The sequence below is a fragment of the Chromatiaceae bacterium genome (assembly GCA_024235395.1).
Taxonomy (GTDB): domain Bacteria; phylum Pseudomonadota; class Gammaproteobacteria; order Chromatiales; family Chromatiaceae; genus Thiosocius.
Genome location: JACKMK010000002.1, coordinates 500844 through 524460 on the forward strand (window position 1 = coordinate 500844; position 23617 = coordinate 524460).

A 23617-nucleotide genomic window follows, 5' to 3' on the forward strand; every position below is an offset into this window, starting at 1 on the left:
GCCCGGACGCCACAACCGCGCCGGCGCGGTAGCGGTGCTCAGAACAAGGTGACGTCGGCGTTCTGTGCGGTAGCCGGCGGCGTTCCGGGTGCGGAGGGCACCTCGCGCGTCTCCCGCTGGCGGCCGTCGCGCATGCTTTCGTCCCAACCGTTCTCCGAGACCTGGAAGCGCTCGATCTTGACCCGCAGGAACTGGCCAAGCTTCGCCAGATCGTTCGAGCTCACGGTCGTCTTCTCGCCCGCGTCGGGTGCGATCGCCTCGAGGTCGATCAGTGCCTCGACCGCGGATTGTGACTCCTGCGCGGTGGATTTCTGCTGTTCCATCGCCTGTTGGATCGATGCGGCGATCGCCGAGATCTCGCCCACCTTCGCCTCGATGTCGGTCAGGTGCTGCTCGGATGCCGTCGCCAGCTGCTGGGTGCGATCGGCAAACTCCCGCCCGCTGGACATGGTGTGCACCACCGCGTCGGTATCGGTCTGGATGGTCTTGATGACCTCCTGTACCTCGAGGGTGGAACGCCGGGTACGCTCGGCAAGGCTGCGCACCTCGTCGGCGACCACCGCGAAGCCGCGGCCCTGTTCGCCGGCACGCGCGGCCTCGATCGCCGCATTCAGGGCGAGCAGGTTGGTCTGATTGGCGATCTCGTTGATCACGTCGATGATCTTTCCGATGTCGCCGCTGTTTGCCGCCAGCCGCTCGACGCTGGTCTCGGCCTCGCTCATCTGGCTGTTCAGGTGCTGCATGCTGGTCGCCGTTTCGCGGAATGCCTGTTGGCAGGCAACGACCCGCGACTGCGTCTGGGCGACGGCCTGATTGGTGGTGTCGATCTGGTGGTACACCGACTCCGAGGCGTCGCGCATCTTTCCGACGGCACTGGCCACGGTCTGGCTGTACAGTTTCTGCATACCGGCGCGTTGCGCCTGGAACCCGTAGCTGTCGGCGAGCTCACTCGATATGGGGACCAAACGGCTGGCCGACGCGGCGATCGCCGTCACTGCCGCATCACTGGCCGCTCTGAACTGGTTGATCGCCATGCAGAGGTCGCGCACCGGGCCGACACCTTCGGCCGCGAGTCGTGTGCGGAGATCGATGGTGTCGTTGTTCGGTATTGCGCCGAGGGTACGGACCGCATCGCGCGCGGGTTTCACGATCTGGGCGCGATATGCCCACCAGATGCCGCCAGTGAGCAATGCATTGCTCGTCAGAATCGCCGCAAACGGGTACCAGCCGAGCGCCAGCAGGGCGACCGCGAGCAGAGCGGTGCCTGAAATCACAAGGACGAACACGAGCGGCCGCCAGAATCGGTTCACCTCGGCAGCGCTCCAAGGGTGGTGATTCGGGCGTTCGCTACGGCATGCATCACGGTTCTCGCAGGTTGGGTGGATCTCGGCCTGACCGCCGGACTATAAGGGCATAGCGTGCGGTGACGGCCGTACTTTAGTTCGCCGTCGGTCGGGCATCCGCCGGCTCCTCGGTCTCGATCAGTCCCTGGAACGTCTCGGCGACGTGTTCCGCGAAGCTTTCTCCGGCGCTGGCGTAGAAATTGAACACGGCGTGCACGCCGGCCTTGCGCAGCGCCTCCTCGTGATCCGGGTAGTGCGCGACCGAGGCCAGCTGAAGTTCGAAACGCTGTTCCTGCAGCAGTTTCACGACCGCCATGTTCGAGCGGTGGTCGGAAAACGCCAGCAGTGCCAGCTTCACATGCCCGGTGCGCTCGGCGCGCGCCCAGAAATCCGCGTCGGTCGCATCACCGTGGGTGACGTTGCGGCCGGCACTTCGGTGGCGATGCACATAGTCCTCGTTGATATCGATGCCGAGCACCACATCGCCCCAGCGTGCACGCAGGTAGTCGTACGCTCCGGTGCCGACCCGGCCCATGCCGAACACCACGACCTGTGCCTTGCCGGCACGGATCATTTCGTCGCCGGGAAGCCGTGCGCGGGTCTGAAACCGGTGCAGCGGGTGTCGCCAGCGCGCGTACAGCTGGCGCGAAACCGCGTTGAGCGGCGAGGCGATCAGGAAGCTGATTGCCAGCGCCAGGGCGATCACCGAAAGCCATGCCTGATCGATCCACGCATGACTCACGCCCACTGCACCGACGATCAATCCGAACTCGCTGAAGTTCGTCAGGCCAAGTCCCGCCAGCGTTGCGCTGCGCGCCCGCATGCGTTGGCGCGTCATCAACAGGAAATACAGCACTGTCTTGGCCGGAACGATCAGTATCACCAGCAGCGATGCGGCCGCCAGGGTGCCCCAGCTGATCTCGCCGGAAAGCCCGATCGAGAGGAAAAAGCCGATCAGGAACAGATCCTTGAAGCTCAACAGGGATTTGGCCAGCTCGTTGGTCTTCGGGTGACCGGACAGCAACACGCCGAGGGCCAGCGCGCCGAGGTCCGCCTTGACGCCGACCAGTTCGAACAGGCCGGCCCCTGCGAGCGGGGTCAGCCAGCCGAGCAGGATGAGCAGCTCGCCGTGGCCGACGCGCTCCAGGATACCGAGCAGTACGGGGCGCAGCGGGATCAGCCCGAACAGCAGCAGCGCCCAGATACTCGGAAGCTTGCCCGCCGAAGCCGCAATGAAAACCACGGCGAAGATGTCCTGCACGATCAGCAACCCGATCGCGATGCGCGCGTGGATCGAGCCCATCTCGCCGCGCGCCTCGAACACCTTTACCGCGAACACGGTACTGGAAAAGCTCAGCGCAAACCCGATCAGCAGCGCCGCGGAGAAGGACATCCCGGTAAACAGTGGCACACCGGCAAATGCCAACACGCTGACCAGCACCGTGACGATGGTGATCGTCGCCAGCATATGTATGCTCGCTGTCGCCCATACGACAGGGGCGATCAGGTCTTTGATATGCAGTTTCAGGCCGATCGTGAACAACAGCAGCGTAACGCCGAGGTCGGCTATCTCCTGCAACATCGGTGTGTTGCGCATGCCGAGTGCCCCAAGCGCGAAGCCGGCGGCGAGAAAACCCATCAGTGGCGGCAGGTTGCTCAGTCGCGCCGCGAGTCCGAACAGGAATGCCACAGCCAGCGGCAGGACATTCATCACGTCGAATGCGGCAAGGTTTATCGGTGCGAGGGATTGCATGGCGCTGTCGACCCGGGGTTCGTTGTGCGAGATGTTCGCACGAACGCCCCGCGTTTTGTTCTCGGCCTCCGCGCTGTGATCGGTTCAGCTGGTGAGCGAGCTGCGCGTCTCTTGTTGCCAGATTCCCTCGATCTCTGCGGCCGGCAAGGGTTCCGAAAACAGGTATCCCTGGAATATGTCGCATCCGGCAGCCTTCAGGAAGGCCTCCTGGGCAGTCGTTTCGACACCCTCCGCGACGGTGTCCAGTTGCAGATGCTTGGCCATCGCCAGGATCGCCCGGGCGATCGCCACGTCGTGCATGTCGTTGGGTATGTCGCGCACGAATGCGCGATCGATCTTCAGCGTGTCGGCCGGCATGCGTTTCAACGACACCAGCGATGAACGACCGCTGCCGAAATCGTCGATGGCGATGCGCACGCCGAGTTTGCGAAGGCTCGCGAGGGCGGCTACCGCGTCTTCGGCGTTGTCCGTCACCAGCGTCTCCGCGACTTCCAGTTCGAGCAGTTCGGCCGGCAGCCCGGTGTCACGCAACACCGAAGACACCAGGTGAAGGATGTTTCCGTGGGTGATCTGCGAGCTGCTCAGGTTCACCGCGAGCCGCATCGTCGGGGCGCCGTTGGCGCGCCATTCGCGCATCTGTTCGCATGCCGTGCGCAGCGCCCATTCGCCGATCACGCCGATAAGCCCGCTCTGTTCCGCGACCCGCAGAAAGCGTTCCGGCGGCAGCAGGCCCTTGCCGGGACATTGCCAGCGGATCAGTGCCTCGACCCCGATCACGCTTCCGTCCGCAGTGAGCTGTGGCTGGTAATGCAGCACGAACTCGCGGTTCTTTACCGCGCTGTGCAGATGCGACTCCATGACCAGTTGCTCGTTGGTCGAGGCGGTCATCGACACAGCATAGAACTTGTAGCCGTTGCGGCCTGCGGACTTGGCCTGGTACATGGCCGCGTCCGCGTGCTTCACGAGGGTGGTCGCATCCTCGCCGTCCCTGGGAAATACGCTGATGCCGACGCTCGTGCCGATGTGCAGCGTGTGTTTGCCCACCTCGAACGGACTGCAAATCGCATCGATGACCTTCTGTGCAACATTGGCGATCTGCGCGTCTTCGGACGTCGACTCGAGCAGCAACGTGAATTCGTCTCCACCGAGGCGGGCGATGGTGTCCTCGCCGCGAACCAGTTTGCGCAGACGTTCGGCGACGGCGGCGAGCAGCGCATCGCCGACCGGGTGGCCCAGGCTGTCGTTGACGTTCTTGAACCGGTCGAGGTCGAGAAACAACAAGGCGATACCGTTGTTTTGCCGCTTGGCGCGTTCGATCGCATGTGAGAAACGATCGAAAAACAGCTCGCGATTGGGCAGGCCGGTCAGGTTGTCGAAATACGCGAGTCGGTGGATGCGCTGCTCGCTTCTGCGTTGTTCGGTAATGTCGCGGGTCACGGACACGAACTGTTCCGGGAGCTGGCCGCCGTTGCGGATCGCAATGATGGTCTGCCAGGTCGGAAACAGCTCGCCGTCCTTGCGCCGGTTCCAGATCTCGCCTTCCCAGACGCCTTTCTTGAGCAGTCCGTTCCAGAGCTGCTCGTAGAAAGCGGGCGGGTGTTCTCCCGAGTGATAGGGTGGGCGACGATGGCCGATCAATTCGTTCTCGCTGTAACCGACCATCGCACACTGGGCACGGTTTGCACGCAGGATGCGACCCCGTTCGTCCGCGACCACGACGCCCTCGTTGATATGCTGAAACACGTTTTCGGCCAGGAGCATCGACTGTTCGGCGCGTTTGCGCACCGAAATGTCGCTGAAGATCACGACCGAGCCGCGGCTCTCTCCCTCGGTCTGCAGGGGGGTACGCGTGAACTCCATCTCGAGCAACAGGCCGTCGCCGCGTTGCGCAGTGGCCTCGCCGCTGTGCCTTGTCTCGATGTCGTTGGTGGCGAGCGGGCAATCCGCGGCGCAGATCGGCAGGTGGTCACCTTCGGGGTCCGTGAGCCGGCGGCCGAGCAGTTCGCCCGGTTGGTAACCGAGCAGTGCCTCACCGGCCGGATTGATGAAGCTGATACGCCGATCGGTGTCGAGCCAGAAGATCCCTTCACCGGCCGATTCGAGTAACAGGCGTTGACGCTCATCCGCCTCTTCGCGGCGACGGATCTCCTCGTGCATGATGCCCTGCAGGCGTTTGGTCTCGCTCAGGTCGCGCACGATCGCGAGGTACATGGCGTGACCGTCACTGTTGATCCAGTTGAGTGAAAGGTCGAGCGGAACGGTCGCACCGTCCTTTCGCCGGCCCTCGATCTCGAGCCGCACGGTGCGATCGCTGCCGTGAAGTTGCGGGAGATCTGCGGTGAATAACGCCTGTATCGGTTTGCCGATCGCCTGGGACTCCGAGTAGCCGAACATCGCTGCGGCGCGGACACTGAACGCCGTGATGACGCCCGATGAGTCGGCACTGATCAGGCCGTCGGGTGCATGCGAAAAAAGCGCGCGCAGCTTGGCGTGCCCCCGGTCCATTTCCGCGGTGCGTTCCGCGACCATGTGCTCCAGGCGTCGATTCTGCGAACTGGTCAAGCCACTGACAAAAAGGATCAGCGACCCGGCCAACATCGTGATCGCGAACAGCGTGCCCTGCAGCAGACGCGTTCCGCCGAATACCTCGGCGGCATCGATCTCGACGGCGACACCCAGATCGTTGTCGGGCAACCAGCGCCATGCACCGATCACCCTGGTGCCGCGGTAATCGGGGTAACCGTCGATGTCGATTCCCTGTTCGCCCGCTATCGCGGCGGCGGCCATTCGCGTCAGGTTGCCGGTGGTGGGATCGTTCAGTGTCAGGTTGGCGAAGCTCTCCTCCCCCCGGGGAAGCCGGCCGCTTTCCCAGAGACCGGTCGTGAACCGGCTCTCGCTGAGCAGGAGACCGTTGCGATCGAATACATAGCTCTCCCCGGAATCCCCGGCGGTGCCGGCGTTCAGGGTCCGGAACAGCGAGTTTTCGAGGTCGAGACGCAGCGCGATGACGGCGATCACGGCACCGGCTGGATCCCGCACTGGCGCCACCGCGAACGCGGTGGGCGGACGTGCCTGCCCGCGGCCACTGCTGTGGTTCAGCGGGACCTGTGCCGGTTGCGGCAGCGACACCCGGGAGTCGCCCGCACGGGCGCTTTCCAGTACGCGGCGCTGGCGCACCAAGGGGCTGGGTTCACCGACCAGCTCGTTGCGGTCGGCAGCCACCACGATGTCGTCGGGCGCGATGATCAGGAAGCCCGGATACAGTTCATGGGCCAGTAGTGGCGTGAGGATGTGGCGTATGGCCGTCTGGCTGTCCGCCGCCAGCAGGGCCTCGGGGCGACGCGGTTCGTTCAGCAGGGCCTGCAGCGCCACGACCAGCGCGGGTTGCGCAGCGGCGAAATCGGCGTCGACGATCGCGCGCCTCGATTCGGTCTCGATGCCGCTCGCGATCACGTCGAGCAGTGACACCAGGTTGCGCCGTGCCTCATCCTGCAATCGGCGCTCACTCAGGCCGCTCATCAGCAGGGCGGCACCGATCAGCGCCAGGATCGGAATGACCGCTTTCAACGGGGCCAACGGGAAGCGCCAGGGTTTCTGCACAGGATTCCTATTCTTGTTTGGGGTGGCCAGCGACCGTGGCTGCGGTCAGCCGGTGTATCGAGCAGGATTAGCGGCCGGCAATGCCCGATCTTGATCCGGCATGCCGTGCGGCGGGGCTTGCGCCAGGGGGGCGGCGTGGGGCCGACGATGAGCGGCCGGTCGGTCATTTCGAGGTCGGCGGCCCTTTGGGGTATCCACGCGGCGACTGCTTTGAATTAGTATTTACTAATAATCAAGAGACGTGTAGTCTGGTCTAATCTGCAATGGTTCTCATTAAGGTATGAGCCATGACCCAAACCGTGAGTGTCGGCGATCTGACCATCGGCCAGCGCATGCGCCTGGTCCGGATCGACGGTGGTCGGCAGTTGCAGCGGAGACTGTTGGCGCTCGGCCTGGCGATAGGCGGTGAGATCGAGCTGGTGCAACGCCGCGCTGACGGCGTGGTTCTCGCGCGGGGCAGCAACCGGATCGCGCTGGGCGGTGGCGTGGTTCGGCACCTGTTTGCCGAGGTGATCGACTGATGGGCCCCGGCGCTTCGCGCAGCGCACCCGATGCCCCCGCACCGCTGACCATCGCGATCGCCGGCAATCCGAACTGCGGAAAATCGGCGTTGTTCAATGCGCTGACCGGGATACGGCAGACCACCGGCAACTGGCCGGGGGTGACTGTCGAGCGCAAGGCCGGTCGGTGTCGTATCGACGGCCGCGAGATCACCGTGGTCGACCTGCCTGGCATCTACTCGTTCGACGCCGCATCACTGGACGAGAAGGTCACGCGTGACTATCTGCTCACGCGCGAGGCCGACCTGGTGGTCAATGTGGTCGATGCCGCCAATCTCGAACGCAATCTGTACTTCACCGTCCAGCTGCTCGAGATGGGCGTCCCACTGGTCGTCGCGATGAACATGATGGATGTCGCGCGCAGACGTGGCATTCGTATCGACGCCGATGCGCTCGCCCGGCGCCTGGGTTGTCCCGTGGTGCCGATCGTCGCTACCACGCTCGAGGGACTCAGTGAACTGCAGGCGCGTATGCTTGCCGTGGCCGATGCGCGGCAGGCACCGGGTTTCCCCCTGGCGCACGACGATGCGGTCGAGCAGGCCCTTCAGCGTCTGCAGGCGCTGCTGGTCGACACGCCGCCGGCGAACCGTCGCTGGGTGGCGTTGAAGATGCTCGAGGGCGATGAGGAGATCGATGGCGACGGCGATCATGCCGAGACTGTCGCGGAGGTCGGGCAATGGGTCGCGGAACGCATCGGCAACGACGTCGGCCTGGCCATTGCCGACAGTCGCTATACCCATGCGCACATCCTGGCGCGGTCGGCAACCGATCATATGCACCAGGTGCGGCGTACCTTCAGCGACTACATCGACCGCATGATCCTCGGGCGCTGGACAGGGGTGCCGATATTCCTGGTCGTGATGTACCTGATGTTCCTGTTTGCGATCGATATCGGTGGCGCCTTCATCGATCTGTTCGATGGTATCGCCGGGGCACTTTTCGTCGACGGGTTCGGCGAACTGTTGACCGGGGTCGGCGCTCCGGACTGGCTGCGGGTGCTGCTGGCGGACGGCGCCGGCTCAGGCTTGCAGGTGGTTGCGACCTTCATCCCGATCATCACCGCGTTGTACCTGTTTCTGGCGATGCTGGAAGATTCGGGGTACATGGCGCGCGCCGCGTTCGTGATGGACCGCTCGATGCGTGCGATCGGGCTGCCCGGCAAGGCCTTCGTGCCGCTGATCGTCGGTTTTGGCTGCAATGTCCCGGCGGTGATGGCGACGCGGACGCTGGAAAACGAGCGCGAGCGGAAGCTGACGATCCTGATGAATCCGTTCATGTCGTGTGGCGCGCGGTTGCCGGTATATGCACTTTTTGCCGCGGCGTTCTTTCCGACCTCCGGGCAGAACGTGGTGTTCCTGCTGTACCTCACCGGAATCCTGGTCGCCGTGTTGACCGGGCTGGCAATGAAGAAGTCATTGTTGCCAGGGGCCAGCAGCGGCTTTGTGATGGAATTGCCGCCTTATCACCTGCCGACCTTGCGCGGTGTGATGCTGCGTGCCTGGGACCGTGTCCGCCTGTTCGTCAAAGAGGCGGGCCAGGTGATCGTGGTGATGGTGATCGTGCTCAATCTGTTGAATTCGCTTGGCACCGACGGCTCTTTCGGCAACGAACACACCGAGCATTCGGTACTGAGCGAGACGGCTCGCCTGGTCACGCCGGCATTCGCGCCGTTGGGGCTGCGCGACGACAACTGGCCGGCGGTGGTGGGTATCTTCTCGGGCGTGCTGGCCAAGGAGGTCGTGGTCGGGACGCTGGACACGCTGTACAGCCAAACCGGCGGCACCACCCCCGCCGATGCACAGCCGGCGTTCGACCTGTGGCAGCGTATCCGCGAGGCACTCGCGACGGTGCCGGCGAACCTGGCGCAGGTGTCGCGTACGCTGACCGATCCGCTGGGGTTCGGCGCCGCCGAGCAGGCGTCGACGCGCGCCGCGGACGACGCCGTGTTCGGAGCGATGCAGGCGCGATTCGATGGCCAGGCGGGTGCATTCGCCTACCTGTTGTTCGTGCTGCTGTATTTTCCGTGTGTGGCGACCATCGGTGCGATCCGGCGCGAGACCGGCGGTGCCTGGGCGGCATTCGTCGCTGCCTGGTCCACTGCCGTCGCCTACGCAACGGCGACGACCTACTACCAATTCGCGACCTATGCCCAGCATCCGACGCAGTCGCTGTTGACGATCCTGGCGGCCGCTCTGTCGATGATCGGTGTGTTGCTCGGCCTGCGGCTGTGGGCGAGGCGCAACGGACGTGGTGTCGATCGTCTGGATTGGTCTCGCCCATGATCCTCGAGCGTTTGATCACCTATCTGTCTCAGCGTCGGGTCGCCGGTGCCTACGAGATCTCGCGCGCGATCGACGCGTCGCCGGATGCGGTGCGTGGGATGCTGGAAACGCTGCATCGACGTGGCCTGGTGCATCCGGTGCAGGTGCCACAGGGTTGTGGAAGCAGCTGCCGGAAGTGCACGCAGGTCGCCAGCGATCTGTATGCGATCGGCCCCGACTCGGCAGAGACACCGGACGGTGGCGGCTGCGGCCGTTTGGCGTGACATGCAATTGCCATCTGTGCCGATCGATTCAATCTCTGCCTGACGCCTCGAGCGGTGCGCGCGGCGGCAACCGCAGGGGCACCGGCTGGTCGTCGAGCTGTCGGGTGAGCGAGCTGTGCGTCGCGCTCAAGGTGTCGCGTACCTGGTTCCTGCCGTCTGCGTCGAACACCAGGCGGCCGTAGCTGCCGTAATGCGGTAGCTTGCGCGCGAGCGCACCTATCGTCGCCGGGGCGGGTGCGCCAATGAAGCCCGTGGTGACACCACGCTCACTGCTGGCCACCAGGACCACACCTGATTGCGCGGCCTCATACGCGGTTTCAGCGATCATCAGACGCTGGCGCTCGAGTCGCTGATCGTCGCGATCGAAGGTGCGGCGTGCCTGTTGCAGCGCGCGGTTCTCCCAGCCGAGCAGCAAGCGGTCGGCGTCGGTCGACAGCTTCTCCATCGCGTCGTCGCGCACCACGCGCAGACCGGGGTAACGCGCCTGCCACGCCGCGACCAGCGTCTCCCATGCCTCGCGCATCGGTGCGGGGGCATCGCTCGGCAGGATCACCCATACCTCGCGGCCGCCGAACAGGCGATTCAGTGCTGGGGGTTGCTCCGTGACGTCGAGGACCCGCAGCACGTCGAATTGCGGATCGATATCGACACGCAACGGCCGCGCATCGAATTGCCAAGTGAAACGGTTGCTGGCCGCGTCGATGCGTACCCGTTCGCGTCGTGCGAAAGCCTCACCGGCCAGGGTGATCGTCAACGGGAGGTCGAACGCAAACGGCTCGGATTGGGTCTGATCGATCTGCAGTGTCAGACGCCAGGCGCCACCGTCCGCGGCCCGGCTGGCGTCGGCCAGGCGCAGTCTCGGCGCGCCGCCGCGGTCGATCCACGGCAGCATGTCGTCAACCGTGGCGCTGTCCGAACCGCCGATTGCCCGCACCGCGTCGGCAAACCCGATGCGCGTGTAACGGTGCTCGTTCCACAGACGGCGCAGGCCGGCTACGAAGGCCGCGTCACCCAGTCTCTCGCGCAGCATGTGAAACACCATCAGTGACTTGCTGTAGCCGATCGATTGCGAGGCGTCGTTGTGCCGGCTGACGAAGGTACGCAGCGGCCTGTCCTGGCCCTGAAGGGCAAAATTGCTGTAGCGCTGCAGCGCCTTGAGACGGTACTGGTCGCCCTTGCCTTCGCGTTCCTGCATCCAGTGGTCCGCCAGATAGGCCGTGAGCCCCTCACTCCAGTTGCCGAGTGCGTAGTCGACCCGCACGCCATTGCCCCACCAGTTGTGCAGGATCTCGTGTGGTAGCGATGTATAGGGGATGAAAGGCAGGCGCATGACCTGGGAACCGAGCAACGTGAAAGAGGGCATCCCGAACCCCGTCTGCCAGGGGTTCTCCACGACAGCAAATTTGGCGTAAGGGTAGGGCCCGATCAGTTGACTGAAGTGGTCGAGGTACCCGCCCATTACCTTCAGGTAGGTTTCTGCCAATGCGGGATCGTCGTTGAGCAACCAGACCGACAGATCGATGTCGCCGTGACGACGCGCGTGGCGGGTGAAGTGGCCGGCGATCAGGTAGATGTCGTCGTAAGGGGCCTCGGTGGTCCAGCTCGCTCTCGCGGTACCCTGTTCCCGTCGGCCTATGCTGACGGCCTGCCAGCCGTCTGGTAGGTTCGCATTCAGGTGGACTGCGTCGAAACCATTCTCGAACAGCGGGTACCAGGCGGATGCGCCGTCCAGATAGACGCCCTGCGGCGTGATGACGCCTTGGGGCATGTCGCCCAGGCCGCGGCGAGCGGAGAACATGGGCTTTCCCCGATAATGCAACTTAAGCGTGTCGGTGGGTGTCTGCAGTGAAACGCGCCAGGTGGCGCGCAGACCGTCGGCGGAAGTGCCGAGGACTCGTGCGGTACCGCCGTCGCTTTGCACCTGCAGGCCGGCGTTGAGGATGAACTCGAACAGCCTGCGGGGTTGCGTGGAGGTCACGATATCGTGCACGTCGATCTCCCCGCTTTCGGGCAGCAAGGTAACGTTCAGCCTGTGCACCAAACCGGAGCCGGCTGCGAACAGGGGTGAATTGATGATGCTCAGGCAGACGACAAGCAAGACAGCGCCGGCACGACGCCGGTTGATCGCCGGGGGGATGGTGGTGATCGCCATGTTCTCGGGGGTCCTTGCAGAAAGCGTTGCGGCCAGTATGGAGCCGATTGTTGTCGAAGCGGCGAAAACCGCAACCCTGCCTGACCTGATGACAAGCCTGCAGACCGAGCGGGTCGTCTATGTCGGTGAGACGCACAACGCCCTCTCTGATCACCTGCTGCAGCTCGACGTGTTGCGCGGCATGGCCGAACGACCGGGAGGGCTGGCGCTCGGGGTTGAGTGGTTCCAGAAGCCGTTTCAGGGTGTGCTCGATGAATACCTCGCGGGCGCGATTGACGAAGCGGAGATGCTGCGGCGTACCGAGTATTTCGAACGCTGGAAGTTCGATTACCGGCTGTACCGTCCGATCATCGAGTTTGCGAAAGAGAAGGGGATCCCGATCCTTGCGCTCAATGCCGCAAAGGAGCTGACGGGCGAGATCCGACGGGTCGGTCTCGATCAACTGTCGGATGATTTCCGGGCACAGTTGCCATCGAGTTACGACTTCGACAACCAGGCGTACGAACAGCTGCTGCGCGACATCTTCAGGCAGCACCAGTCGAACGATCAGATGTTTCGCAAGTTCCTCCAGGTACAGCTGACCTGGGACGAGAGCATGGCCGAAGGTGTCGGCAACTACCTGAAGGCCAATCCGGAGGGCCGGATCCTGGTGCTTGCCGGCCGGGGGCATATCGCCGAGCGGCACGGCATCCCCAGTCGGGTGACACGCCGTACCGGTCTCGAAGGCAAGACCGTCTCCACGTACAGTCTGTCCAGCGACATTTTCAACGCCACCGACTACATGGTGTTGACCGCCGAGAAATCGCTTCCGCCGGCCGGCCTGATGCACGTTTTCCTGGACGATCGCGGCGAAGGTGTCGTCATCGAGGGTTTCAGCGACCGCAGCCCGGCGAAAGCCGCGGGACTCAAGAAGGGGGACCGTATCCTGAGTATCAACGGCCAGACCATCGAGCGTTTCCCCGACGTCAAGATCGCGATGATCGATCAGAGACCCGGCAGCGAGATCGAGCTGGAAGTGCAGCGTCGCGGCTTCTTCGGCAGGACGAAGACCGTTTCACTGAAAGTGCGACTCGTTGGCGAGGCGATGCTGCCGGGGCACTGAGCTGGCCACCCGGCAGCGGCCCCGTCAGATCAATGGTTCCAACTTCCAGATGTCCCGGTTGTATTCGCTGATCGTACGGTCGGTCGAGAACTCCCCGCTCGACGCGCAGTTGCGGATGCTCATGCGTGTCCACTGTTCCTGATCCTGCCAGGCGAGCTCCGCGCGACGCTGCGTATCGACGTAGCTGCGAAAGTCCGCGAGTGTCATCCACGGATCGTGCGGGTTGCGCATCGCGGCCACGAGATCTCGGAACAGACCGGGTTCCATACCGCTGAAGTGGTCGCTTTCCAGCAGGTGGAAGACCTGCTGAAGATCCGTGTCCTCATCGATGTAGCGCTGCGGATCGTAGTGACCACGCATCGCGCGCACTTCCTCCGCTTTCAGTCCGAACAGGAAGAAATTGTCTTCGCCGACCGCATCCATGATCTCGATATTGGCACCGTCGTAGGTACCGATGGTCAGGGATCCGTTCATCATGAACTTCATGTTGCCGGTCCCGGAGGCCTCTTTGCCGGCAGTGGAGATCTGTTCGGACAGGTCGGCCGCCGGGCAGATGTACATCATCTTCGTCACCCCGTAGTTCGGCAGGAATACCAGCTTCAGCCGGTCGCCGACCGCGGGGTCGTTGTTGATCACCGACGCGACGTTGTTGACGAGTTTGATGATCTCTTTCGCACGGTGGTAACCGGGAGCCGCCTTGCCACCGATCAGCACGCATCGGTTCACCCAATGACCGATATCCCCGCGACGGATCTTGTTGTACAGGTGGATTACATGCAGCACGTTGAGCAGTTGGCGCTTGTACTCGTGGATGCGTTTCACCTGGATGTCGAACAGTGACCTTGGGTCGAATTCCACCCCGGTCTGCTGCTTGACCAGGCGTGCGAGGCGTTGCTTGTTGTACAGCCGGATCTCCTGCCAGCGTTTGAGAAAGTGTGCATCGCCGTCCTCGGCATGCGTGCGGAGCTCTGACAGCCGGCCCAGGTCGGCCTGCCAACCGTCGCCGAGCTTCTCGGTCAGCAACTCCGCCAACGCGGGATTCGCCATCGCCAGCCAGCGACGGGGCGTCACACCGTTGGTCTTGTTGTTGAACTTTTCCGGCCACATCTCGTAGAAGTCCTTGAACAGTCCGGCGGTCAACAGTTCGGAGTGCAGGGCGGCGACACCGTTCACCGAAAAACTGCCAATAATCGCCAGCCATGCCATGCGGATCTGCGGATCGGGACCCTCTTCGATCAGCGACATTCTCTGAACGCGATGGGTGTCCCCCGGCCAGCGCTGGCGGACGTCGGCCAGAAAGCGCGCGTTGATCTCGTAAATGATCTCCAACGGACGCGGGAGCAATTGTTCGAACAGTCGTACCGGCCAGCGCTCGAGCGCTTCGGGCAGCAGCGTATGGTTCGTATACGCCATGCATCGACAGGTGATGTCCCATGCCTCGTTCCATTGCAGCCGCTTGTCGTGATCGTCGAGCAGAATGCGCATCATCTCGACCACGGCGATGCTCGGGTGCGTATCGTTGAGCTGGAACACATTGCAGTCGGCGAACTCGGACAGCGGCCGGTCGCCCCATTGGCGGAACACGTCCTGAAGGCTGGCCGAGGTGAGGAAGTACTGCTGGCGCAGGCGCAGTTCCTTGCCATTCTCGTTGGAGTCGTTTGGATACAACACCATCGTGATGTTTTCAGCCTGGTTCTTGCTGGCGACCGAATCGGCATAGTCGCCGGCGTTGAATTCCTTCAGGTTGAACGCATCGGTCGCCGAGGCCGACCAAAGTCGCAGGGTATTAACCATCTTGTTACGGTAGCCGGAGACCGGGACATCGTAGGGGACGGCAACGACGTCTTCCGTATCGATCCAGCGCGCGTGCGGTTTGTGCTGCAGGTCGATGAAATGCTCGGTACGACCGCCGAACTTGACGATCTGGGTGTATTCGGGTCGCTCCACCTCCCAGGGGTGGCCATCGCGCAGCCAGTGGTCCGGGTCCTCTATCTGGTATCCGTTGTCGATATGCTGGTGAAACATGCCGTATTCGTAACGCAGTCCGTATCCGGTTACCGGCAGCCTCAATGTGGCGCAGCTGTCAAGGAAGCACGCAGCCAGGCGGCCGAGGCCGCCGTTGCCGAGACCGGCATCCGGCTCGGTGTCTTCGACCTCCTCGAAGCCGATTGCAAAATCTTTGAGTGCGGCTTTGACAGGCGATTCGAGCTCCAGGTTGAGCAGGTGATTGCCCAGCGATCGTCCGATCAGGAATTCCAGCGACAGATAGTGCGCCCGACGCACGCCTTCTTTGCGGTACAGACACCATGTATTGCGCCAGTCGCTCATGATGCGATCGCGCACCGTGTACGCGAGCGATTCGTAAAGGTAGAACCGGTCGCAGCCGAGGAACCGACCGAGGTGGTATTCGAGATAGCGACGTATGTCGTGGCTGAGGTCTTCCGGCGAAGACGGCAAAGCCGGCATGTTCGGCAGGATGCAGGTTTCGGTCGTGTCTTGTTCTGCCACAGGGGTACCTCCCGCTTGCTACTCAGTGCGGTAATGACGCAGATAGGTTTCGGCGCTCCTGCGCCATCCATAGTCGCCGCGCATCCCGGTTTTCATCAGTTTCATCCATTGTTTCGGATTTTCGAAAACCGACAGGGCATGCTCCAGCGCACGTTGCAATGCGGTGCTGCTGGGTTCGACAAATACAAAGCCGTTCGCCTCGCCCCGCGCGATGCTGCGCGGTGTGACATCCACCACGGTGTCCGCCAGCCCGCCGGTTTCGCGCACCACCGGCGGCGTGCCATAACGCAGACTGTACATCTGGTTGAGCCCGCAGGGTTCGTAACGCGAGGGCATCACGAAGACGTCGGCGCCGGCTTCCAGCAGATGCGCGAGCTTTTCGGAATAACCGATGTAATGCAGCACCCGATCGGGGTGATGGCGCGCCAGGTCGATCAGCTGCCTTTCCAACTTCGCGTCCCCGGCACCGATCAACACGAAGCGTGCGTCGGTGCGCGCGAGTAACGGTGGAATGGACTCGAGCAGCATGTCTACGCCTTTCTGGTAGACCAGGCGGCCGACAGAACCGATCAGCGGCGTCGTGTCCTCGATGGCCGACTCCGGCGCACCCAGCGCGCGCAGCAGGGCTTCCCTGTTGCTCCGCTTGCCGGCGCGGATCTTGCCACCGACCCTGTAATTCGCGGCCAACAACGGGTCGCTGCCCGGGTCCCAGATATCGTCGTCGATACCGTTCAATATCCCGACCAACTTGCCGGCGTAGGCCTCGAGAATCGCCGCATAGCCGTACCCGAACTCCGGCGTGCGAATCTCTTCTGCATAACGCGGGCTGACCGTGGTGATCAGGTCACTGAACACCAGCCCCATTTTGAGCATCGAGAGTTTGCCGTAAAACTCTCCGTGGTCGATCGACCACCAGTGCGGTGGCAGGTGCAACGCCTGGAAGGTCCCGAAATCGACCTGGCAGTCGTACGCCAGGTTATGGATCGTGAACAGGCAGCGCGGGCGCGGCTTTTCCAGTGACAGGAAAGCGGGGATCAGCCCACACTGCCAGTCGTTTGCGTGCACCACGTCGGCCTGCCAGCCGATGCTCAATCCGTCCATCGCGAGTGCAGCGACCGCTTCGCTGAACAACGTGAAACGCTGCGCGTTGTCGGCCCAGTCATGTCCATCCGGCCCGGTGTAGGGGCCGCCGGCGCGATCGAAGAAGGCCGGCACGTCGAGAAGCCAGACCGGTGGTATGCACTCACCGTGCGTCGCCTCGAGCACGCGCAGTTCGCGACCTCCCGGCAGCGTCAGCCAACCCAATACCCGCAGGCTTTCCGCGCGTTCGAGCACCGGTCGATACGCGGGCACCACGACCCGGACGTCGACACCGAGTTCACACAGCGCATTGGGCAGGCTGTGGGCGACATCGGCCAGTCCACCGGTCTTGACCAGTGGAAACAGCTCACTCGCGGCAAACAGAAGTTTCATCGCCGGTCACTGTTCGAGTTTCAACAATACCGCGGCCAGGGGCGGTAGCCGTACCACGGCGGAACAGGGTCGACCGTTCCATGGCTCTCGGGTCGCCTCGATTCTCCCGGCGTTGCCGACGTTGCTGCCGCCGTAACAGTTCGCATCGGTATTCAGGAGTTCACGGTAAGTCCCTTCGCACGGCAGGCCAACGCGGTATTCGTCACGAGGTACCGGCGTGAAGTTGAAGAGGCAGACCAGCGACTGCCCGTCGCCGTGGCGGATGAACGAAAGTACCGAGCGTTCACTGTCGTGGCAATCGATCCACTCGAAACCCTGCTGCTCGAAATCATGCCGGTACAATGCCGGCTGCTCTCGATACAAATGGTTAAGGTCGCGCACCAGCAGCTGCGCACCGCGATGATTCGCATGGTCCAGCAGCACCCAGTCGAGCGGTTCGTTGGCACGCCATTCGTGCCACTGTGCGATCTCGCCGCCCATGAACAGCAGCTTCTTGCCCGGATGTGCGTACATCCACGCGAACAGCAGACGCAGGTTGGCGAACTTCTGCCACAGATCGTTCGGCATCTTGTCGAGCAGGCTGCGCTTGCCGTGTACCACTTCGTCGTGCGAGAACGGCAGCACGAAGTTTTCGGTGTATGCATACATCTGACTGAAGGTCAGCATGTCGTGATGAAAGCGCCGGTGCACAGGGTCGTGCTCGATGTACGACAGGGTGTCGTTCATCCAACCCATGTTCCACTTCATGCTGAATCCAAGACCGCCCATCCAGTCGGGTCTGGACACCATTGGCCACGCGGTGGATTCCTCGGCGATCGTCAGTGCGCCCGGGAAACGCGCGTGCAGCACGGCGTTCACGTGGCGCAGGAACTCGATCGCGTCGAGGTTCTCACGACCGCCGTACTGATTGGGTATCCAGTCGCCTTCGTTGCGCGAATAGTCCAGGTAGAGCATGGATGCGACGGCATCGACACGCAGCCCGTCGGCATGAAACTCTTCGAGCCAGTAGACCGCATTGGCCAGCAGGAAATTGGCCACCTCGCGCCGGCCATAGTCGAATATCAGGGTCCCCCAATCGCGGTGCTCACCGCGCCGTGGATCGGCGTGTTCGTACACCGGATCCCCGGTGAAGCGGGCGAGTGCGAAGTCGTCCTTCGGGAAATGCCCGGGCACCCAATCGATGATCACGCCGATGCCTGCCATATGGCATCGGTCGATCAGATAGCGCAGGTCGTCGGGCGATCCGTAGCGGGCAGTCGGGGCATAGTAACCGGAGACCTGGTAACCCCAGGATTCATCCAACGGGTGTTCCATGACCGGGAGCAGCTCGATGTGCGTGAAGCCGAGTTCGACCACATAGGGAACCAGCTGGTCCGCGAACTCCCGAAAATTGAGGAAGCCGCCGTCGGCCGTTCGTCGCCACGAACCCGGATGCACCTCGTAGACGCTCATCGGTTGCTGCATCCAGCGCCAGGTAGCCCTGTTCGACAGCCATTCGGCATCCTGCCATTCAAACTGGCTCGGATTGTTGATCCGCGAGGCGGTGTCGGGGCGCAAGGTCATCGCCTGGCCATATGGGTCCGCCTTGAGTATCCGCCGACCGGCACGACTGATGAATTCGAACTTATACAGGTCGCCCGGCTGGAGCCCGGGGATGAACAGTTCCCAGACGCCGGATCCGCCACGGCTGCGCATCGGATGCCGCAGGCCGTTCCAGCCATTGAAGTCCCCGACGACGCTGGCCCGTTTCACGGCCGGTGCCCAGACAGCGAAGCGACATCCGCTGATGCCGTCAACCTCGATGAAATGGGCGCCGAGCAGTCGGTAGATGTGGTGGTGACGTCCCTCGTTGAACAGGTGCAGATCGAGATCGGGCAGCAGCGGTTGAAAACTGTACGGCGATATCTGCGAATAGCGTTCGCCGTCCGCCTTTTCGATCCAGCTCAGTCGATAGTGTTGGGGCAGGGTGGCCGCTTGCGCGTCGTCCAGGCTCAATTCGAAAATGTCGGTCTCGGGGATGCGCCGCATCGTGCCGAAACCCTCCACGTCGACGGTCTCGGCGCTCGGCATGAAGGCGCGCAGCATTTCTCCGTTCGCTTCGGATTGGCGTCCGAGTACCGCGAATGGATCGTGGGATTCGCCACGCTGCAATGCGGCGAGCGGATACGGCAACTTAGTGGGCATACAACCTCCCGCTGTCCTCAACTGTCGACCGGATCCTTGGCGCGACGTCCGCGCCCAGCATCGTCCAGGCGAACTGCCAGCGCCAGTTGCCTTCTGCCGTGCCCGGCGTATTCATGCGTGCCTCGCTGCCCAGACCGAGGTAGTCCTGGAGTGGCGCAACCGCAACGGCCGCGTTGCTGGCCATCGCAGTACGTACCAGCAGGCCGGCGATGTCGTCGGTCGGTGCGATCCCGAGAACCTCGAATACAAAAGCCTTCTGGTGCGGTTCGAGGCCGTTGAACCAGCCTACACAGGTATCGTTGTCATGGGTGCCGGTGTAGGCGATGTTGTCGACAGTGATATTCGCCGGCTTGTGAGGATTGTCGGAAAAATGGTCAAACGCGAACTGCAATACAGCCATCCCCGGAAGTCTGAATTTGCGCCTTAGCTCGCGGACCTCCTCGGTTATGGTACCAAGGTCTTCTGCAACAATGGGCAGGGCGTGGAAGGTCTCACTGAGCGTCGTCAGGAGCGCGTCGCCCGGCGTCTCCTGCCAGAATCCGTCGACTGCTGTTTCACAGGCGGCGTCGATCATCCAGACCGCGACCAGGCCACGGAAGTGGTCGATGCGGACCAGATCGAACAGTTCGAACTGGCGGCGCATTCTATTGATCCACCAATCGAAGCCGTCGGCCTCGAGTCGGTCCCAGCGATAGTGCGGATTGCCCCAGCGTTGTCCGAGCTCAGCGAAATAATCCGGTGGGACACCGGTGACATAGGTCGGATTACCGGACTCGTCGAGCAGGAAATCCTGTGGCTGCGCCCATGTGTCGGCACTGTCGTGCGCGATGAACAGTGGGATGTCGCCGAACAGACTGATGTCGCGAGCATGTGCGTGATCGCAGACGCGCTGCCAGGCGCGATCGAGCCGATACTGTTCCTGTTTGATCGATGCGATCTCGATGCTGGTATCGACCCGCAACTGGCGCAGGATGGCAGCATCGCGGTTGCGGTATTCGGGAGCCCAGTTTACCCAGCTCTGCTGCGCAAATCGTCGCTTGAGGATCTCGAACAGCGCGAAGTCGTCCAGCCAGTGCGCCTGCTTCGCGCAGAACGTCTCGAACTCGGACTGGTTGATCGGGGCGTCGTGACGCGGCAGTAGCTGAGGGTTCATCGCGAACGCTGAGCAACTCTGGTAGGGCGAACCGTGGGGATCCGGAATGACCAACGGGAGTACCTGCCACACCGACAGGCCGCTATCGGCCATGAAATCCAGCCAGCGAAGGCAGTCGTCATCGATTTTGCCGGACGGCAGCGAAGTGGGGTGCAACAAGACGCCCGCGCGCCGGGTGGATACGGAGTCACTCATGGCCACGTCGCATGGTGCCGCTGTTCTCCGCTTTGCCGCCGCCGCTCGAGATCGGTCTGTCCAGACTGGGTGGTGCCTTTTCGCCCAGCATCTCATAGAGATTGCGCAACTGCTGGCGATACAGACGATCGAAATCGCTGACGCTGTCGGCCGGGTTGTAGTCCCCGAACCACCAGAACCAGTCCGAACCTTCACAGATCGCGAGCTGACGGGCGAGTTTTCCGGCCTTCTCGGGGGGCAGGCGCTTCTCTTCGGTGATTCGGTCGTAAGTCTTCTTCGCCTCGATCAACAGGTCCCAGGCGCGGTTCTTGTCCGCGTCGCCAATCCAGGTCGAAAACGAGCCGTAAACCCAACTGCCGGGGCAGAGGGTGGGCAGCTTCTGGGGAGGGCAGGTATCCAATGCATCGGAAAAGGTGATCGCATGGACGCAGTCACTTTTCACCATTTGTTCGTAGAGCGCACCGAGAAAATGGAATGCATTGTCGGGGTAGTATTCCCAGGCATTTTCGCCATCGAGAATCACGCTGACCACATGTTCGCTGCAGTTGTCTCCCAGGTAACGGGCGATGTTGCCGAGGTGCTGATTGAAGTCCGCGGCCGCATCGCTGGCATTCCACTGCTGGTATTCGAAACCGATCATGTCCGAGAGGCCGTCGTCGCGAAAGAACATGCGTGTCGCACATTCGTCGACGTCATGTGCGCAGAACAGGCTGCGGCGCGCCTCTTCGCCGTGTGATTCAAGCCCTGAAAGAAAACGGCTGTTGCTCCAAACGCCTTCGCCCGAGGCGCTCCAGGTGAAACCGAACTCGTCCAGCAGTTTGAGTGCATCGACGCTGACCCCCCCTTCCGAAAGCCAAACGCCACGCGGCCGGCAGCCAAGGAATTTCTCGAACGTTTCGAGCCCGCTGGTGATGTGCCAACGCGCCCTTTCGAGGCCATCGGGGTAGTAGGCGCCGATCGGCCCTTTGGCCTCGGGCAGTGCGCAGTTCATCGAGCCGAGGTCGATCAGCAAGGGCACGATGGGGTGGCCGTAGGGTGTCATCGAAAGCTCGATCTGACCGCGCTGTGCGAGCTCCGCATAGCGCCCCAACAGGCCGTCAAAGGCGTCGCACATCACCTCGAGCAGCGCGTGACGGGTGTATTCGTCGAACACGCCGTCATGCTCGAGCAGCGACTTGACGTGCGGCAGGCGCTTGAGCGAATGACCGAGCCAGGTGAGGTGGTACCAGCTGAGCAGGTCGAGGAAGTACTGCTCGTTCATGTAGGCGAGGCGTTTCGCATCGACGGTCTTGCCGTCCAGCGACATCACCATCCCGAACAGGCTGCGGAAGGCCGGATAGACATCGATCATGGTCGATGCATTCGCCCTCCGGCACGCGCGAACGATGTCGGCGCGCCGCTCGGCCTCGGCGGGAATCGGATCGATGCCGGCGAGCAGATTCAATAACGGGTCGCTGAAGCGTGTGCCAGTGTCGAGATGGCGCTTGAATTGGGCCGCATAGTCGTCGAGTTGTTCGAGCAGGACCGGCGTGAAGTTGACGACACAGCGCATCTTTGGATGTGCTTCCAGGTGCGCGGCCATGTCGACATAGTCTTTGAGTGCATGCAGATACACCCAGGGCAGGCAGAACTCTCCCTCCTGGCTCTCGCGATACCAGGGTTGGTGCATGTGCCAGCACAGCACCAGATTCAGCCGAGGGGTTGCCCGTTCTTTCATGGAATCAATCGCGTTCGTAGTGGAGCCGCTGGTTCATCATGCCCGGCGTCACCAGCACGATCCCCTCGTCGGTCACCAGGAACCGCTTGCGGTCCTCCTCGAGGTCGACGCCGACCTGAAAGTTATCCGGGATCACGGTGCCCTTGTCGACGATGCAACGCAGCAATTTGCAGTTCCGTCCGACCCGGACCTTGGGCAGGATGACGCTCTCCCTGATGTAGGTGCCGGTCTCGATCTGGGTATTGAAGAAGATCACCGAGCGCTTCACCTTGGCACCGGAGATGATGCAGCCCCCGGCGACCAGCGAATCGATCGCCTGTCCCCGTCGGGTGTCGTCGTCAAATGCAAACTTGGCCGGCGGACTCTGCGCCTGGTAGGTCCAGATCGGCCAGTCGCGTTCGTACAGGTTCAATTCCGGTTCGATGTCGCACAGTTCGATGTTGGCTTTCCAATAGGAGTAGAGAGAGCCGACATCGCGCCAATATGCGGGTTCACCGAGGCTGTTCAGGAACGGGTAGGCGATCGACTTCGCATTCTCCACCGCCGCGGGGATGATGTTCTTGCCGAAATCATGTTGCGAGATATCGTCTTCGGCGTCCTGAATCAGCGCCTTGGTAAGAAACTCCATCGAGAATATGTAGATGCCCATCGACGCCAGCGCGATCCCGGGTTTGCCGGGCATCGACTCGGGGTTGGCGGGCTTTTCCGAAAACTTGGTGATGCGAAAATCCTCGTCGACCGACATCACCCCGAATTCCCGGGCCTCGGCGACCGGTACCTCGATGCAGCCTACGGTCAGTTCGGCATCCGCCTGTACGTGGGCGGCGAGCATCTTGGCGTAATTCATCGTGTAGATGTGGTCGCCACCCAGTACCAGCACGTAATCGGGTTCGTGTCGGTAGATGATGTCGAGGTTCTGGTAGATCGCGTCCGCGGTGCCCTGATACCACTCAGGCCGCAGGCGTTGCTGGGCCGGGATGATCTCGACGAACTCGCCGATCTCAGGCCGCATGAAACCCCAGGCGCGCTGCAGGTGACGGATCAGCGAGTGCGACTTGTACTGGGTCAGTACGCCGATCCGACGCAGGCCGGAATTGATGCAGTTGGACAACGCGAAATCGATGATGCGGTACTTGCCTCCGAAGGGTACCGCCGGTTTTGCGCGCCACTTCGTGAGATTCTTGAGTCGTGATCCTTCGCCACCGGCCAGCACCAGCACCAGGGTGCGGCGGGTCAGGTCGCTGACCGCCTGCGGTTCGACGTAGTACTTGTAGAGATGGTGCTGTTCCTTACTGCTTGTCATTACATCTGCCCTGTAGTATTTCCGCGAAG

14 protein-coding genes are annotated in these 23617 nt (G+C 62.6%); 4 read left to right on the plus strand and 10 right to left on the minus strand.

The genetic code is table 11. The features are described from left to right. Nucleotides 1-38 precede the first annotated feature (38 nt). The 3 genes from H6955_10355 to H6955_10365 all read right to left on the minus strand — a co-directional run bounded on the left by H6955_10355 (nucleotide 39) and on the right by H6955_10365 (nucleotide 6696). Nucleotides 39-1034, minus strand: coding sequence for a hypothetical protein (locus tag H6955_10355; protein MCP5313952.1), 996 nt, complete (start codon nucleotides 1032-1034; stop codon nucleotides 39-41). 403 nt (nucleotides 1035-1437) lie between these two features. Then, nucleotides 1438-3054 (minus strand): cation:proton antiporter, encoded by a 1617-nt coding sequence (locus H6955_10360; protein ID MCP5313953.1) that lies wholly within the window; start codon nucleotides 3052-3054, stop codon nucleotides 1438-1440. Between the two features lie 126 nt (nucleotides 3055-3180). Next, nucleotides 3181-6696: an EAL domain-containing protein gene (locus tag H6955_10365; protein ID MCP5313954.1), complete on the minus strand. Its 3516-nt coding sequence runs from the start codon at nucleotides 6694-6696 to the stop codon at nucleotides 3181-3183. A 287-nt stretch (nucleotides 6697-6983) separates the two neighbouring features. Here H6955_10365 and H6955_10370 point away from each other — a divergent pair, with 287 nt between their 5' ends. Genes H6955_10370 through H6955_10380 form a run of 3 tightly spaced genes read left to right on the plus strand, consistent with a single transcriptional unit; the run spans nucleotide 6984 to nucleotide 9801 of the window. Further along, nucleotides 6984-7217, plus strand: coding sequence for a ferrous iron transport protein A (locus tag H6955_10370; GenBank protein MCP5313955.1), 234 nt, complete (start codon nucleotides 6984-6986; stop codon nucleotides 7215-7217). Then, complete coding sequence (gene feoB / locus H6955_10375; protein MCP5313956.1) at nucleotides 7217-9538, plus strand: Fe(2+) transporter permease subunit FeoB; 2322 nt, start codon at nucleotides 7217-7219, stop codon at nucleotides 9536-9538. Before H6955_10370 ends, feoB begins: the two co-directional genes overlap by 1 nt. Then, on the plus strand, nucleotides 9535-9801 hold the full coding sequence (locus H6955_10380) for a sugar metabolism transcriptional regulator (protein MCP5313957.1): 267 nt from the start codon (nucleotides 9535-9537) through the stop codon (nucleotides 9799-9801). Before feoB ends, H6955_10380 begins: the two co-directional genes overlap by 4 nt. A 28-nt stretch (nucleotides 9802-9829) precedes the next feature. Here the strand turns inward: H6955_10380 and H6955_10385 are convergent, their stop codons facing one another. Beyond that, the gene (locus H6955_10385; protein ID MCP5313958.1) at nucleotides 9830-11953 is read right to left on the minus strand and encodes a M1 family peptidase; all 2124 of its coding nucleotides are present in this window, start codon (nucleotides 11951-11953) and stop codon (nucleotides 9830-9832) included. On the opposite strand from H6955_10385, the gene H6955_10390 reads away from it, so the two are divergent. Beyond that, complete coding sequence (locus H6955_10390) at nucleotides 11952-13055, plus strand: ChaN family lipoprotein (GenBank protein ID MCP5313959.1); 1104 nt, start codon at nucleotides 11952-11954, stop codon at nucleotides 13053-13055. The two genes, H6955_10385 and H6955_10390, sit on opposite strands and share 2 nt — an antisense overlap. Nucleotides 13056-13079: 24 nt before the next feature. Here H6955_10390 and H6955_10395 read toward each other — a convergent pair whose 3' ends face one another. From H6955_10395 to glgC, 6 genes are read right to left on the minus strand one after another with little or no spacing between them, the layout of a single operon-like run. Then, nucleotides 13080-15521, minus strand: coding sequence for a glycogen/starch/alpha-glucan phosphorylase (locus H6955_10395; GenBank protein MCP5313960.1), 2442 nt, complete (start codon nucleotides 15519-15521; stop codon nucleotides 13080-13082). Between the two features lie 60 nt (nucleotides 15522-15581). Beyond that, complete coding sequence (gene glgA, locus H6955_10400; GenBank protein ID MCP5313961.1) at nucleotides 15582-17036, minus strand: glycogen synthase GlgA; 1455 nt, start codon at nucleotides 17034-17036, stop codon at nucleotides 15582-15584. A gap of 6 nt (nucleotides 17037-17042) precedes the next feature. Further along, a complete protein-coding gene (gene glgB, locus H6955_10405; GenBank protein ID MCP5313962.1) occupies nucleotides 17043-19220 on the minus strand; it encodes a 1,4-alpha-glucan branching protein GlgB in 2178 nt (725 codons plus the stop codon). Further along, the gene (malQ, locus tag H6955_10410; protein MCP5313963.1) at nucleotides 19210-20568 is read right to left on the minus strand and encodes a 4-alpha-glucanotransferase; all 1359 of its coding nucleotides are present in this window, start codon (nucleotides 20566-20568) and stop codon (nucleotides 19210-19212) included. Before malQ ends, glgB begins: the two co-directional genes overlap by 11 nt. Continuing rightward, nucleotides 20561-22285, minus strand: coding sequence for a glycoside hydrolase (locus tag H6955_10415; GenBank protein MCP5313964.1), 1725 nt, complete (start codon nucleotides 22283-22285; stop codon nucleotides 20561-20563). The genes malQ and H6955_10415 overlap by 8 nt, the downstream gene beginning before the upstream one ends. A 4-nt stretch (nucleotides 22286-22289) precedes the next feature. After that, nucleotides 22290-23588: a glucose-1-phosphate adenylyltransferase gene (gene glgC, locus H6955_10420; protein MCP5313965.1), complete on the minus strand. Its 1299-nt coding sequence runs from the start codon at nucleotides 23586-23588 to the stop codon at nucleotides 22290-22292. Nucleotides 23589-23617: the final 29 nt, after the last annotated feature.

What these genes read in the sequence shown, in the direction of transcription:
- H6955_10355 (MCP5313952.1), bottom strand. Translation starts at nt 1,034, where the DNA reads ATGGCGATCAACCAGTTCAGAGCGGCCAGTGATGCGGCAGTGACGGCG.
- H6955_10360 (MCP5313953.1), bottom strand. Translation starts at nt 3,054, where the DNA reads ATGAATGTCCTGCCGCTGGCTGTGGCATTCCTGTTCGGACTCGCGGCG.
- H6955_10370 (MCP5313955.1), top strand. Translation starts at nt 6,984, where the DNA reads ATGACCCAAACCGTGAGTGTCGGCGATCTGACCATCGGCCAGCGCATG.
- feoB (MCP5313956.1), top strand. Translation starts at nt 7,217, where the DNA reads ATGGGCCCCGGCGCTTCGCGCAGCGCACCCGATGCCCCCGCACCGCTG.
- H6955_10380 (MCP5313957.1), top strand. Translation starts at nt 9,535, where the DNA reads ATGATCCTCGAGCGTTTGATCACCTATCTGTCTCAGCGTCGGGTCGCC.
- H6955_10390 (MCP5313959.1), top strand. Translation starts at nt 11,952, where the DNA reads ATGTTCTCGGGGGTCCTTGCAGAAAGCGTTGCGGCCAGTATGGAGCCG.
- H6955_10385 (MCP5313958.1), bottom strand. Translation starts at nt 11,953, where the DNA reads ATGGCGATCACCACCATCCCCCCGGCGATCAACCGGCGTCGTGCCGGC.
- H6955_10395 (MCP5313960.1), bottom strand. Translation starts at nt 15,521, where the DNA reads ATGCCGGCTTTGCCGTCTTCGCCGGAAGACCTCAGCCACGACATACGT.
- glgA (MCP5313961.1), bottom strand. Translation starts at nt 17,036, where the DNA reads ATGAAACTTCTGTTTGCCGCGAGTGAGCTGTTTCCACTGGTCAAGACC.
- glgB (MCP5313962.1), bottom strand. Translation starts at nt 19,220, where the DNA reads ATGCCCACTAAGTTGCCGTATCCGCTCGCCGCATTGCAGCGTGGCGAA.
- malQ (MCP5313963.1), bottom strand. Translation starts at nt 20,568, where the DNA reads ATGAGTGACTCCGTATCCACCCGGCGCGCGGGCGTCTTGTTGCACCCC.
- H6955_10415 (MCP5313964.1), bottom strand. Translation starts at nt 22,285, where the DNA reads ATGAAAGAACGGGCAACCCCTCGGCTGAATCTGGTGCTGTGCTGGCAC.
- glgC (MCP5313965.1), bottom strand. Translation starts at nt 23,588, where the DNA reads ATGACAAGCAGTAAGGAACAGCACCATCTCTACAAGTACTACGTCGAA.